Consider the following 13,871-nt stretch of genomic DNA (forward strand, 5'->3'; position numbering starts at 1 on the left):
TGTACCGGGGCCCCACTGTCGGTCAAAGCTCAGTCGAGGGCACTCGGCTCGTGCGTGCTCCACCAGGCGCGGCCGGATTCGGGCAGCGTGTCGATCGGGTCGTAGTAGGCGTACCGGCGGCTCAGGGTGGCCAGGTCGGCCGACTCGATGGAGGTGCGGTAGTTCTTGGTCCAGTAGGAGATGCCGCGCTCCCGGTCGTACTCGGTGAGCATGTGCACCCAACGCTTGCCGACGAACGGAACGTCGCAGACGATCCGAGGGGTGGCGTAACCGGGCAGGTAACCCATCATGTCGTGCTGGAGCTGCTGGGCGTGCCAGACCGGCACCCGCCAGTGTTCGGCGTTCGGGATCATGTCGCACATGTAGAAGTAGTACGGCAGGATGCCTGCTTCGCCCTGGAGTGCGAAGCAGAGGTCGAGCAGGTCGGGTGCGGTGGCGTTCACTCCGCGCATCAGGACGCCCTGGTTACGCACGTCGCGTACGCCGACCTCGAGCGCGGTCTGGGCGGCTCGGGCGACCAGTGGGGTCAGCGACTGGGCGTGGTTGACGTGGGTGTGGATGGCGAGGTTGACCCCGCGTCGGGCGGCGGTGCGGGCGACCCGTTCGAGCCCTTCGACGACGTCGGGCTGGAGCCAGTGCTGGGGCAGGCCCATCAGCGCCTTGGTGGCGAGCCGGATGTCGCGGATGGTCTCGATGTCCAGCAGTCGCATCAGGTAGGACTCAAGGTTGCGCCAGGGCACGTTGGCGACGTCGCCGCCGGAGACCACGACGTCGCGTACGCCGGGATGGGCGCGGAGGTAGTCGATCTGGGCGTCGTAGCGCTCGACCGGTTTGAGGGTGAGCTTGAGCTTGTCGACGGTGGGGGTGGAGTTGCCGACGAGGTCCATCCGGGTGCAGTGTCCGCAGTACTGCGGGCAGGTGGAGAGCAGCTCGGCGAGGACCTTGGTGGGGTAGCGGTGGGTGAGGCCCTCGGCGACCCACATGTCGTGTTCGTGGAGTGAGTCGCGGGTGGCGTACGGGTGGGAGGGCCAGTCGGTACGCCGGTCGGAGGCGACCGGGATCATGTATCGCCGGACCGGGTCAGCCAGGAACGCGTCGGTGGTTACTGGTCCGTCGGGCACCATCGTGTTGATCATCTGTGGTGGGACCAGCATCGACATGGTGGCGAGTGCGGCCTGGTCGGTGGCGAGGTCGGTGTAGAAGCTCTCGTCGACGAGGTCGCCGAGTATGGCGCGCAGTTGTTTGGCGTTCTTGACGCAGTTGACGCGCTGCCATTGGGCGGATTCCCACTGTTCGCGGGTGATGTGGCGCCAGCCGGGGAAGCGGGTCCAGTCCGGTTCGACCAGGGGTCGGCGGCGGTATTCGTAGGGCTGGCCGGCGAGTGGTGGGGTGTCGGCTGGTCGCGGCTGCGGGATGGCCTCAACTGGTTGTGCCTGCGTCACGGACCCTCCTCTGGCTGCGCGGTACCGGTGACGGTCCGAAGGCTACTGGAAAATATCCTGTGTAGGAATTATTCTGCCGGAAGTTTTCCCGCGATGCGTTCTGTTGGCAACGTGACTGACTTGGAAGGGGCGCTTCGATGACTTCACCCGTGGGGCTGCACCGTGTGCTTGATCCGGTTGGTGTGCTGCCGCAGGCGGCGTGGCGGCTGGATCCGTACGCGCCGTTGGGGGAGGACGAGGTGCGGATCCGGGTCGAGCGGTTGAACCTCGACGCGGCGAGTTTCCGGCAGTTGTCGGAGAAGCATGGTGGGGATGGGGCGGCGGTCCGGGCCGAGGTGTTGGAGATCATCGGTGACCGGGGCAAGATGCATAATCCGGTCACTGGTTCGGGCGGGATGTTGATCGGTGTGGTCGACGAGGTCGGACCGGCGACGCCGTTGCCGGTCAAGCCTGGCGACCGGGTGGCGACGCTCGTCTCGCTGACGCTGACCCCGCTCGTGGTCGAGGACGGGCTCGCCGGGTGGGACGGGCGGGGCGAGCAGGTCCCCTGCGTCGGTTACGCGATCCTGTTCGCTCGGTCGGTGGTGGCGGTGCTGCCGGAGGAACTCGATCCACGGCTGAGTCTGGCCGTCCTGGACGTGTGTGGGGCGCCGGCGTTGACCGCCCGGGTGGTGCGCGGTTACCACTCGCCGTCGGTGGCGGTGCTCGGCGGGGCGGGTAAGAGCGGTTCGCTGGCGTTGGCTGCGGCGCGGCGGGCGGGCGCTGGTCGTACCGTGGGGGTGGTTCCGGTGCCGGCGGAGCGGGACCGGCTGGTCGCCGCGGGCCTGGCCACGGAGGTCGTGTTGGCCGACGCCCGGGATCCGGTGGCGTTGGCGGCGGCGGTGACCGGGGCGCTCGGTGGTCCGGCGGACGTCACGGTGGTCTGTGTCGATGTGCCGGGTTGCGAGCACGGGGCGATCCTGGCGACCGCGGCTGGCGGCACGGTGATCTTTTTCTCGATGGCGACGAGTTTCGCGGCGGCGGCGTTGGGTGCGGAGGGGTTGGCCGCGGACGTGACGATGCTGGTCGGTAATGGGTACGTGCCGGGTCACGCCGAGTTGGCGTTGGATCTGGTGCGCCAGGACACCGGGGTGCGTGCGCTCTTCGAGGCCCGGGTCGCGGCAGACTGATCACATGACTTTCCCCTCGACTCTGTATCGCGGCGGCCACCTCTACTGCCCCGGTGACCCGCTGGCGACCGCGTTGCTGGTCCGGGACGACCGGATCGTCTGGATCGGCTCGGACGCGGATGCGCCGGTGGCCGATCAGGTGGTGGACCTGGCGGGTGCGTTGGTGACGCCCGCGTTCGTGGACGCGCACGTGCACGCGACCGACACCGGTCTGGCGTTGTCCGGGTTGGATCTGTCGTCGACCCGGTCGGCGGCGGAGGTGGGTGCGGCGGTGGCGGCGTTCGCGGCGGGGTTGCCGGCGGACGCGGTGGTGTTGGGGCATGGTTGGGACGAGTCGAACTGGGTGGACCAGCGGCCGCCGGACGCGGTCGAGTTGGACCGGGCTGCGGGTGGTCGGCGGGTGTACCTGTCTCAGGCGTCGATCCACTCGGCGTTGTGTTCGTCCGCGTTGCTGGCGGCGGCGCCGGAGGTGGTGTCGGCGGCGGGGTACGACGGGTCGGGTTGGTTGCGGCGCGACGCCCACCATCTGGTGCGGGCGTTGGCGTTCGCGTCGGTGACCCGGGAGCAGCGGGTGGCGGCGCAGCGGGTGGCGTTGGCGCGGGCGGCGTCGTTGGGGATCGCGGCGGTGCACGAGTGTGGTGGTCCGGAGATTTCCGACGAGGTGGACTTCACCGGGGTGTTGGCGTTGTCCGGTGACGGTGGCCCGGAGGTGTACGGCTACTGGGGTGAGTTGTCGGGTGCGGCGCGGGCGCGGGAGTTGGGGGCGGTGGGTGCCGGTGGGGATCTTTTCGCCGACGGCGCGTTGGGGTCGCGTACGGCGCATCTGTCGTCGGCGTACCTGGATGGTGCCGAGGGTGGGTGTGGGCACGGGTACGTGTCGGTGGAGCAGGTCCGGGACCACTTGTTGGATTGTGCGCGGCAGGGGATGCAGGGCGGTTTCCATGCGATCGGTGACGCGGCGATCGGGACGGTGTTGGCCGGGTTCGGTGAGGCGGCGCGGTCGTTGGGGGTGGATCGGTTGCGGGCGGGCCGGCATCGGGTGGAGCACGCGGAGATCATGAGTAAGCGGTTGATCGCGGGTTTTGTCGAGTACGGGATCGTGGCGAGCATGCAGCCGGCGTTCGACCGGTTGTGGGGTGGTACGGAGCGGATGTACGCCCAGCGTCTGGGGGTGGCGCGGTCGTTGGATTCGAATCCGATGGGTGCCATGCACGGGGTGGGTGTGACGTTGGCGTTCGGTTCGGATTCGCCGGTGACGCCGTTGGATCCGTGGGGGTCGGTGCGGGCGGCGATGGCTCATTTCAATCCGGCGCAGCGGATGAGTGCGCGGGCGGCGTTCGCGGCGCATACCCGGGGTGGTTGGCGGGCGGTGTTCCGGGATGACGAGGGGGTGTTGGCGCCGGGTGCGCCGGCGACGTTCGCGGTGTGGTCGGCGCCGGCCGGTGTGGAGCGGGGGTTGCCGGTGTTGGTGGCCTCGGATGTGGAGTTGCGGGGGCCGGACGATCCGACGCCGTTGCCGGTGTGTCGGCGCACGGTGTTGCGTGGTCAGGTGATTTACGAGGCGCTCGACTGAGTCGCCGTCGCGCTCCGGTGGATGGCCGGGGCGGGTGAGAGGGAGGTATGCCGTGACGGGCAAGTTGGCCTTGGACGCGTCGGTGGTGGCTCAGGCGCGGGAGTTGGCGCGTCGGGCCGGGCAACCGGTGGTGGATCTTGCTCGTGGGCATACGACGGTGTCGGTGGAGCGGGCGGTGTTGCGGCTGGCCGGGGTGACCGGGGCGGATCCGGATGGGATTCCCTGGGTGAACCGGCTGGTCGACGCCGTCGTGGGTGAGGTGGGTCTGGGGCACGGGGTGGCGTTGCCGGTGTTCGACGCGTTGGCCCGGGAGGGTCTGGCCGGTGGTGAGGTCGGGGCCGGGTTGACGTTGTTGGCGCAGAAGGCGGCGGCCGGGTCGGTGGGTTTCGTGGTGCCGTCGGGGAGGTCGGCGACGGCGGCCCGGTCGGTGGCGCGGCGGTCGGTCGGTGCGGGGTTGCGGGTGATCGACCGGCGGCGGGTGGAGCGGGAGCGGTTGGTGCGCCGGTACGGGGATCCGGCGCGGCGGCCGTGGATTTATCTGATTGTGGCGACGGGGGACATCTACGAGGACATTCCGCAGGCGCAGGCGGCGGCGCGGGCGGGTGCGGACGTGATCGCGGTGATTCGGTCGACGGGTCAGTCGTTGTTGGACTATGTGCCGGAGGGGGCGACTCGGGAGGGGTTTGCGGGTACGTACGCGACGCAGGAGAACTTCCGGTTGATGCGGGCGGCGTTGGATGAGTCGTCGCGGGAGTTGGGCCGGTATGTGCGGTTGACGAATTACGCGTCGGGGTTGTGTATGCCGGAGATGGCGACGTTGGCCGGCCTGGAGCGGCTGGACATGATGTTGAACGACTCGATGTACGGGATTCTGTTCCGGGACATCAACCCGATCCGTACCTTTGTCGACCAGCGGTTTTCTCGTCAGGTGCACGCGCGGGCGGGGATCATCATCAACACCGGTGAGGACAACTACCTGACGACCGCGGATGCGGTTGACGAGGCGCACACGGTGACGGTGTCGCAGTTGCTCAACGAGTTTTTCGCGCATGAGGCGGGGTTGGCGGACTGGCAGTTGGGGTTGGGGCACGCGTTCGAGATCAACCCGGATCTGCCGGATTCGTTCCGGTTGGAGTTGGCGCACGCCCTGTTGGCGCGGGAGTTGTTCCCGGATGCGCCGTTGAAGTGGATGCCGCCGACGAAGCACATGACCGGGGACGTGTTCCGGGGCAACCTGTTGGACGGGTTCTTCAACCTGGCGGGGGCGCTGACCGGGCAGGGCATCCTGCTGGTCGGGATGATGACCGAGGCGGTGGTGACGCCGTGGCTGTCCGATCGGGACATCGCGTTGCAGAACGTGCGGTACGTGTTGGATGCCGCCGGTGGGTTGCACGAGGATTTCGTGCCGGCAACGGGTGGGTTCATCCAGGCGCGGGCGGCGCGGGTGCTCGGTGAGGCGGTGGAGTTGCTGTCGCGGATTGCCGATGACACGTTGTTGAACGCGATCGCCGAGGGAACGTTCGGGATCATGAAACGTCCGGCGGACCGGGGTAAGGGCCTCGACGGGGTGGCCCCGCACGCGGAGGGTTACTACAACCCGGCCACGGAGCTGTTGGAACGCGACCAGGCGGCGGCCCGGGTGTCGGCGGCGGAGGTGGCGGCGTGAGCGGCCCGGTGGTGCGTCCGTACGGGGACATGACCGGGGACGGCATGGTGCAGGTGTCGTTCACGTTGCCGGTGGCGCACGACAAGCGGGCGGAGGGGGCGGCGCTGCAGTTGGCCGCGAAGATGGGCCTGGAGCCGGCGATGCTGGTGCACGCGAAGCCGATGGGTGACGGGTTCACCTTCTTCGTGGTGTACGGGCGGGTGAACCACCTGGTGGATCTCGACGCGGTACGGGTGGTCGAGCGCGACTTTCCGCTGTTGTCGGCGAAGGAGGTCAACGCGTTGGTGAAGTCCCGACTGCGGCGGAAGTTGTCGGTGGTGGGGGCGTGTATCGGCACGGACGCGCACACGGTCGGGATCGACGCGATCCTCAACGTCAAGGGTGTGGCGGGGGAGAAGGGTCTGGAGTACTACCGGGAGTTGAAGGTGACGAACCTGGGTGCGCAGGTCAGTGTGCCGGAGTTGGTGGAGGCGGCCCGGGTGGAGAAGGCGGACGCGGTGCTGGTGTCTCAGGTGGTGACGCAGCGGGACGCGCATCTGCACAACACCCGGGAGATGTCGGCGGCGTTCCGGGAGGCGATGCCGGCGGGGCGGCGGCCGTTGCTGATCGTCGGCGGGCCCCGGTTCGACGAGTTGATGACCGGTGAGCTCGGTGTCGACCGGATTTTCGGCCGGGGTACGACGCCGCGTGAGGTGGCGAGTTATCTGGTGCACGAGTTGGTGGTCAACCGGGGTGGTCGGGTTGCTGCGGTGAAGGTGGCGGGGCGATGAGCGACGAGCGGGTCGGGTTGACGGTGACGCATCGGCGGTACGTGCCGTACGGGCACGCGCACTATGCCGGGGCGTTGGTCGACGGGGCGTACGCGTTGGGGTTGTTTGGCGACGTGGCGACCGAGGTGTGTATCCGTACCGACGGCGACGAGGGGTTGTTCGCCTCGTACGACCAGGTGCAGTTTCGGGCGCCGGTGCGGGCGGGGGACGTGGTGGAGGTGGTGGCGACGGTGACCCGGGTCGGTAACCGGAGCCGGACGATCGAGTTCGAGTGTCGGGTGGTGTGCCGGGGGCGGCCCGAGCGGGGTGAGTCGGCGGCGGTGGTGCTGGATCCGCCGTTGGTGGCGGTGACCGCGACCGGGACGGTGGTGGTGCCTGCGCCACCACCGGGCGGGGCACCGGGTGCGGTGGCGCGGCCGTTGTGACGGGGTACGCGGTCTGCGCCGATGTCGGGTCGACGTTCACCAAGGTCGTGGTGGTGGAGTTGGCTGACGGGGCGGTGGTGGGTGCGGCGGTGCGGCCGACGACGGTTGGTTCCGATGTGCTGCACGGTCTCGACGCGGCGGTCGCGGAGGCGACGGCCGCGGTTCGGGGTGCGTCCGGGGCGCCGTGGTACGTGTGTTCGTCGGCGGGTGGTGGGCTGCGTCTGGCGGTGGTCGGGTACGAGCGGTTGGTGACGGCGCGGGCTGGGGAGCAGGTGGGTCTGTCGGCCGGGGCGCGGGTGGTGCACGTGGGTGCGGGGCCGCTGGACGGGGCGGGGTTGGCGCAGTTGCGGGCGGCGGCACCGGATGTGGTGTTGTTGGTCGGTGGGACCGACGGCGGGGACGGTGAGGTGCTGCTGCACAACGCGTGCCGGTTGGCGGGGGCGCGGTGGCGGGTGCCGGTGGTGGTGGCCGGGAACGTGGACGTACGGCCGGCGGTGGTCGAGGTGTTGACCCGTCGGGGTGTGCCGGTGACGGTGGCGGAGAACGTGTTGCCGAGGATTGGGGTGTTGGCGCCGCAGTCGGCGCGGGCGGCGATCCGGGATGTGTTTCTGCGGCATGTGATCGGCGGCAAGCGGTTGTCCCGGGGTGGCCGGTTCGCTCGGCTGGTACGGGCGGCGACGCCGGATGCGGTGTTGACCGGGGTCGAGGTGCTCGCCGACCATCTCGCCGGTGATCTGGTGGTGGTTGACGTGGGTGGGGCGACCACGGATGTGTACTCGGTGTTGACGCCGGACGAGCGGGCGGGTGGGCCGGCGCGGGCGGCGGCGGGGATGTTGTGGCGGGCCCGCACGGTCGAGGGTGACCTGGGTATGCGGTGGAGCGCCCCCGGGGTGGTGCGTGCGGCGGTGGCGGAGCGGATGTTGTCTGTGGACGAGTCGCGGGCGCTGGAGACGGCGGCGGCGGCGCGGGCCGGGGATCCGGGTTTCCTGGCCTCGGATTCGGTCGAGTGGGCGGTGGACCGGCGGATCGCGCAGTTGGCGGCGACGGTGGCGTTGCGGCGTCATGCCCGGGGCGCGGCGGTCGGCGATCGGGGTGGGCGGGACCTGCGCGACGTCCGGTTGATCATCGGGTCGGGAGGTGTTCTGCGCCACGCCGGGCCGGGCGAGGCGGCGACCGTGCTCAACGCGGTTCTGGGCGATCATGGTGGTGGCTGGGTGTTGCCGAGGGCCGCGTCACCGGTCGTTGATGATCAGTACGTGCTGGCCGCCGCGGGTTTGCTGGCGTCGGAGAAGCCGGAGGCGGCGGTGTCGCTGTTGCGGCGGCATCTGGTCGGGGCGGTCCCGGCGCGGGACTGAGTGGCGACTCGCAGGGTGCGACACGCCGGTTTTGTCCGGGCGACTGGCCGGTGGCAGTTGACAGGGCCCGGGGGGCACCACGTACCGTCTTTGAGTCCTACTACGGGAAGCGGCTGTTGTTCGCTTCGTCCCTTCGTCCGCTGGCCGAGCGACTCGTTTCGATGTCGCAGCGGCCAGGTCCAGCGGGCGGGGGTCGGCGGGGCGGCGCGAACCGGCCGCGGTTACCGGTGTTTGGGCAGGACGACGTGCGCGGCCAGTAGACAACGGCCTGACGGGGACAGCCAGTCCTCCTCCGGTCGGTCCGAAGGTCGTGACGGGTCGCCTCTGCCACACCGGCCGGGAAGGGCCTGGGAGCATCGGGGCGCGGCCTGTGGCCGCGCCCCGATTTTGTCGCCCTGGTGACCACCGTGACCGGCCCGGTGCGGGGTTGGGCGAGTCCGGGCCGTGGTGTCGGTTTCCGCTGGTGCCGGGGGCGTGACACGGGCTGGACCCGTTCGTGGCCCGAGACGTGGCGGTGGGTACAGGTCGGGCCGGTAGCCTTCGCCGGGGAGATCCGCCGCCGTACCGTCGGTGGCGGCCGGATGGGCGGTGAGGCCAGGTGGCGATGGTGGACACGGTGGGCACGCAGGTCGGTGCGGGCCACGAACCGGTGGCGGCGCCACGGCCGCTGCCGTTGGGGGTGTCGGTCCTGGCGGCGCTCGCCGGTGGCGGGGCGCTGCTGCTCGCTTTTCCACCGTACGGGCTGTGGTGGTTGGCGCCGGTCGGGGTGGCGTTGCTCGCGGCGGCGGCGCACCGGCGCCGGTTGCGGGGCGGTGCCGGGGTCGGCGCGCTCGCCGGGCTGGCGCTGTTCCTGCCGATGCTGAGTTGGACGAACCTGCACACCGGCTCCCTGCCGTGGCTGCTGTTGTCCGGGTTGCAGGCCGGCTACCTGGCGTTGCTCGGGTTGGCGACGGCGTTGGTGAGCCCGGTGGTCGACCGGTGGCGCTGGTCGTGGCCGGTGGTGACCGGGCTGCTGTGGGTGGCCCAGGAGGCGTTGCGGGACCGGACACCGTTCGGTGGGTTCCCGTGGGGAAGGTTGGCGTTCAGCCAGGCGGACGCGCCCCTGGTGCGGTGGGCGGTGCTCGGTGGGGCGCCGCTGGTGACGTTCGTGGCGGCGCTGGCCGGTGGGTTCCTCGTCGCGGCCGGCTTCTGGGCGGTCCGCCGCTGGCGGGCTGGCACCCCGGGCTGGCCGGCGGTCACCGGTGCGGTCGCTGGTGCGGTCGCGGTGGTGCTGCTGGGGCTGCTGGTGCCGCTGGGCAACACCGCCGGTGGTGATACGGCCACCGTCGCGATCATTCAGGGGAACGTGCCCCGGCTGGGGTTGGACTTCAACGCCCAGCGGCGGGCGGTGCTGGAGAACCACGCGAACGCCACCATCGACCTCGCCGCCCGCGTCCGCACCGGCGCGGCCCAGCAGCCCGATCTGGTGGTGTGGCCGGAGAACGCCAGCGACGTCGACCCGTTGCGGGACAGCACCGCGGCAGCGGAGATCACCGCCGCCGCGGACGCGATCGGGGCACCGATCCTGGTCGGCGCGGTGCTGCTCGGCCCCGGGCCGGGGCAGGTGCGTAACACCGGGCTGTTGTGGTTGCCGGGAAGTGGCCCGGACCAGGACCAGATGTACTTCAAACGGCATCCGGTGCCGTTCGCGGAGTACATCCCCATGCGGAACATCGCGCGGAAGGTCAGCAAGGAGGTCGACCGGGTTCGGTCGGACTTCGTCGCCGGGACCCGCCCCGGGGTGGTACACGCGGGCGGGATCACCCTCGGGGACGTGATCTGTTTCGAGGTCGCGTACGACGAGGTCGTCCGGGACACGGTCACCGGCGGGGCGCAGCTGCTCGTGGTGCAGACGAACAACGCCACGTTCGACGAGGCCGAGGCGCGCCAGCAGATGGCGATGGTCCAGTTGCGGGCGGTTGAGCACGGTCGTGAGGCGCTGATGGCCTCCACCGTCGGGGTGTCCGGGTTCGTCGGGGCCGATGGGCGGGTAATCGGTGCGACCGGGTTCAACACCCCAGCGGTGGTGGTCCGGCAAGTGCACCTCGGGAACACCCGTACGGTCGCCACCCGGGTTGGACTCTGGCCCGAGGTGGTGTTGGTGGGTCTGGCCGTGGCGACGCTGGTGGTGGCCGTGGTGACCCGTCGTCGGCGGGTGGTTTCCGTGAACGGTCCGGTCGTGGACGGGGGTGACCCCGAACCCGCCGGCACGGCAGATACGGAGGAGCGGTGAGCGAGGCAACCGGCGCGGTCGAGCGTACGGCGGGCTATCCGGGCGTCGGGCGCGTCCTGGTCGTCATTCCCACGTACAACGAGGCGGAGAACGTCGTCATCATCACCGAGCGGCTGCGTCAGGCGGTACCGGCGGTGGAGATCCTCATCGCCGACGACAACAGCCCCGACGGCACCGGGGCGGTCGCCGACCGGCTCGCCGCGGCCGACGAGTACGTGCACGTACTGCACCGTCCCGGTAAGCAGGGCCTGGGCGCGGCGTACGTGGCCGGGTTCCGGTGGGCCCGGGAGCACGGGTACGACGCGGTGGCCGAGATGGACGCCGACGGTTCGCACGCCCCCGAGGAGCTGACCCGGCTGCTCGACGCCGCCCGGGACGCCGACGTGGTCATCGGCTCCCGGTGGACGTCGGGCGGGGAGGTCGTCAACTGGCCGTGGCACCGGCAGTTGCTCTCCCGGGGTGGGAACCTCTACACCCGGGTGGCGCTGGGGATGCCGGTTTCCGACGCGACCGGCGGGTATCGGATCTACCGGGTGCCGGCGCTGGACAAAATGGACTTCGAGTCGGTCACCTCCCAGGGCTACTCGTTTCAGGTGGAACTATCCTGGCGGGCGCATCAGGCCGGTCTGCGTACGGTCGAGGTTCCGATCACGTTCGCGGAACGGGAACACGGGGCGAGCAAGATGAGCCCGTTGATCGTCGGTGAGGCGTTGTGGCGGGTGACCCTCTGGTGCCTGTCGGAGCGGCGTCCGGGCCTGGGACGTTCCCGTCGGGGCTACGGCGACAGCACGCCGCGGTGGCCGTGACACCGGTTCGTGTCATGCTGGAGGGGCGGGATTCCGCAGTCGTACATCATCCGGATGGGGTGACATGGGCCGAGGGCTGAGACTGGTGCCGTTGGCACTGCTACTCGCCGTGGTCGTCGAGATCGTGGTCTTCGTGCTGGTCGGCCACGCGATCGGGTTCGGTTGGGCGATTCTGCTCGTGCTCGCCGCCTCGGTGCTGGGGTTGGCGTTGCTGCGTCGCGAGGGGATGCGGGCGTGGCGTGGCTTCCGTTCGGCGGCACAGGCCGGTAGCCCGCCCGGACAGCAGGTCATCGATGGTCTGGTCGGGTTGGGTGCCGGTCTGCTGCTGGCCGTACCGGGGTTGGTCAGCGCGGCCGTGGGTCTGCTGCTGGCGGTGCCGCCGCTGCGTCGGTTGGCCGGCAAGGGGGTGCGGGTGGCGGCCGAGCGGCGGGTATCGGCGATGGTCGCCGGTGACCTGTTCGGTCCCCGGCGGGTGCGGGTGCGTCGCGGTGCGCCGCAGCCGACCCCACCGGCTGCCGACCAGCCCCCGCCGGCCGCTCCGGGGGCGGCGATCGAGGGCGAGATCGTCGAGCAGCGGCCACACTAGGCCGTGGACCGGCCGCAGGCGTCCGTTGACGTGAAACCGCCCCACGGCCGTACGGGCCGTGGGGCGGTGGTGTAGCTGTCGGTTGCTGGTGTCAGATGCGACCGCGTCGGGTCCGTACCTCTTCGAGCCGTTCGGCGAGGATGTCCTCGAGCTCGGCGATCGAACGACGCTCCAGCAGCATGTCCCAGTGGGTACGCGGCGGCTTCGCCTTCTTCTGCTCAGGCTCGGTGCCGTCGACCAACCGGGCGACGCTGCCGTCGAACTTGCACTCCCAGGTGATCGGAACCTCGGCGTCGACGGCGAAAGGCACCTCGAACTGGTGGCCCTTGGCGCAGAGGTACTCGCGGGTCTGGCGCGGTGCGAGCTCCGTGTTCCGGTCGGACTCGTAGCTGACTGCTCCCAGACGGCTTCCGCGCAGCATGCGCTCGCCCATGATCGGCTTTCCCCTCGGTCGTGGTGCGTGTCTTATCGGTGTAACGATGGGCGCCGGGTCGGCGATTCCCGCCACCGACGGCAAAACTACTTCCGCTCAAACATTCCGAGCGTAGCCGCACCGGACAACTGGTGACCCAGGTCACAGTCCCGGTGCGAACTTCGTCCCCGTACGCCGACGATGACCGGTCCCCACCCCCGGGGACCGGTCAGCCCGGTTCGGACGGTGACCGGACGGGTGGGGCGGGCGGCACCGGGGTGGGCGCCATGGCGCGGGTGCTGAGACTGGCGAGCGCCGTGGCCAGATCGCTCACCTGTGCGGACAACCGGGTGGCCCGATCCGACGCGGCGTCGGAGGCAGCCAGCGCGGCGTCGAGTCGCGTGACGAGCTCGCTGATCCGCGCTTCGGCCGCCGTGGCGGCATCCCGGGCCCCGCGCAGCTCGCCAGCGAGCTGATCCCGTTCCCGTTCGACCCGTCGCGCCGCCTCCCCGGCCTGCGCGACCGCCGTGTCGGCTCGTCGTTGCTCCTCCCGGGCCAGTTCCGCGTCCCGGGCCGCCTGCGTCGCCTCGGCCCGGGACTGCTCGGCCGCGGCCTGCGCCTGCCGCGCCGCCGTCCGGAACTCCTCCGCCGTCTCGACCGCCCGTGCCGCCGACGTGGCGGCCCGGGACGCGTCGACGCGGGCCGCGTCCCGATCCCGGGTCAGGTCGCTGATCGTCCGCCGGTCCGACTCCGCCTGCGTACGCAGCGCCCGCAGATCCGACCGGGCGGAGTCCCGGTCGGATACCGCCTGCGTACGCAGCGCCTCGGCGGCGCTCACCGCCCGCCTGGCCTCGTCCCGTTCGGCCAGCGCCTCGGTGGCCCGCTGGGTAGCCGTGGCGGCGTCCCGTTGTGCCTGCTCGGCCCGCTGGTCCGCACGGTCGCGTTCGGCCAGCGCCACCGTCGCGGTCTGCCGTGCCACCGCCAACGCCGACCCGGCCGCCTCCGTCTCACGGCGCGCCTCGTCCCGCTCGGTCTGGGCCGCCGCGACCTCGTTCGCCGCGTCCGCCCGCGCCTGGGCGAGTTGCCGCTCCACCCCGACGGGTGACAGTTCGGCGTGCAGCGCCTCGGTCAGCGTCTCCACGACCTGGTCGAGCCGGTCGACCGCCTCCCAGGTACGGGCAACCTGCCCGGCCAGCCCGGGGGCGTTACGGTGGCGCATGCGGGAGTTGCGGGAGGCGCGTTGGCAGGCGCCGTCGTTGTCCCGACAGTACCGGAACGGCCGCCCGGCGGCGGCCCGCTGGGGAACCGGACGGCCACAGTGGGCACAGGGACGGGTGTCGGCCAGGTGTTCCCCGGCGGTCTCGGGTTCGTTCATCGCCGGGCAAGTCTAGTGCC

At 70.8% G+C, this 13,871-nt stretch carries 12 protein-coding genes; 9 read left to right on the plus strand and 3 right to left on the minus strand.

Features of this window, described 5'->3' with window-relative positions; genetic code table 11:
* Positions 1-29: 29 nt before the first annotated feature.
* Positions 30-1,442, minus strand: coding sequence for a KamA family radical SAM protein (locus ACIBF5_RS19400; protein ID WP_396813426.1), 1,413 nt, complete (start codon positions 1,440-1,442; stop codon positions 30-32).
* A gap of 137 nt (positions 1,443-1,579) precedes the next feature.
* Here ACIBF5_RS19400 and ACIBF5_RS19405 point away from each other — a divergent pair, with 137 nt between their 5' ends.
* The 9 genes from ACIBF5_RS19405 to ACIBF5_RS19445 all read left to right on the plus strand — a co-directional run bounded on the left by ACIBF5_RS19405 (position 1,580) and on the right by ACIBF5_RS19445 (position 12,064).
* Positions 1,580-2,611: a zinc-binding alcohol dehydrogenase gene (locus ACIBF5_RS19405; RefSeq protein ID WP_396813428.1), complete on the plus strand. Its 1,032-nt coding sequence runs from the start codon at positions 1,580-1,582 to the stop codon at positions 2,609-2,611.
* A gap of 4 nt (positions 2,612-2,615) precedes the next feature.
* Positions 2,616-4,184 carry an amidohydrolase gene (locus ACIBF5_RS19410; RefSeq protein WP_396813430.1) on the plus strand — a complete coding sequence of 523 codons (1,569 nt, stop codon included), beginning with the start codon at positions 2,616-2,618 and terminating at the stop codon, positions 4,182-4,184.
* Between the two features lie 52 nt (positions 4,185-4,236).
* Positions 4,237-5,850 (plus strand): lysine 5,6-aminomutase subunit alpha, encoded by a 1,614-nt coding sequence (locus ACIBF5_RS19415; RefSeq protein WP_396813432.1) that lies wholly within the window; start codon positions 4,237-4,239, stop codon positions 5,848-5,850.
* A complete protein-coding gene (locus ACIBF5_RS19420; RefSeq protein ID WP_396813434.1) occupies positions 5,847-6,620 on the plus strand; it encodes an OAM dimerization domain-containing protein in 774 nt (257 codons plus the stop codon). Before ACIBF5_RS19415 ends, ACIBF5_RS19420 begins: the two co-directional genes overlap by 4 nt.
* A complete protein-coding gene (locus tag ACIBF5_RS19425) occupies positions 6,617-7,045 on the plus strand; it encodes a hotdog domain-containing protein (RefSeq protein ID WP_396813436.1) in 429 nt (142 codons plus the stop codon). Before ACIBF5_RS19420 ends, ACIBF5_RS19425 begins: the two co-directional genes overlap by 4 nt.
* Positions 7,042-8,400, plus strand: a complete 1,359-nt coding sequence (locus ACIBF5_RS19430) for a glutamate mutase L (protein ID WP_396813438.1) — start codon at positions 7,042-7,044, stop codon at positions 8,398-8,400. The genes ACIBF5_RS19425 and ACIBF5_RS19430 overlap by 4 nt, the downstream gene beginning before the upstream one ends.
* A gap of 604 nt (positions 8,401-9,004) precedes the next feature.
* Positions 9,005-10,672, plus strand: coding sequence for an apolipoprotein N-acyltransferase (gene lnt, locus ACIBF5_RS19435; RefSeq protein WP_396813605.1), 1,668 nt, complete (start codon positions 9,005-9,007; stop codon positions 10,670-10,672).
* Positions 10,669-11,478, plus strand: coding sequence for a polyprenol monophosphomannose synthase (locus ACIBF5_RS19440; protein ID WP_396813440.1), 810 nt, complete (start codon positions 10,669-10,671; stop codon positions 11,476-11,478). Before lnt ends, ACIBF5_RS19440 begins: the two co-directional genes overlap by 4 nt.
* Positions 11,479-11,542: 64 nt before the next feature.
* A complete protein-coding gene (locus ACIBF5_RS19445; RefSeq protein ID WP_396813442.1) occupies positions 11,543-12,064 on the plus strand; it encodes an FxsA family protein in 522 nt (173 codons plus the stop codon).
* Between the two features lie 91 nt (positions 12,065-12,155).
* On the opposite strand, the gene ACIBF5_RS19450 is transcribed toward ACIBF5_RS19445, so the two are convergent.
* Positions 12,156-12,497, minus strand: a complete 342-nt coding sequence (locus ACIBF5_RS19450; protein WP_121161198.1) for an RNA polymerase-binding protein RbpA — start codon at positions 12,495-12,497, stop codon at positions 12,156-12,158.
* Between the two features lie 208 nt (positions 12,498-12,705).
* Positions 12,706-13,851, minus strand: coding sequence for a hypothetical protein (locus tag ACIBF5_RS19455; protein ID WP_396813444.1), 1,146 nt, complete (start codon positions 13,849-13,851; stop codon positions 12,706-12,708).
* Positions 13,852-13,871: the final 20 nt, after the last annotated feature.

It is taken from the genome of Micromonospora sp. NPDC050417, assembly GCF_044458865.1.
In the GTDB taxonomy this organism is placed as follows: Bacteria; Actinomycetota; Actinomycetes; order Mycobacteriales; family Micromonosporaceae; genus Micromonospora_G.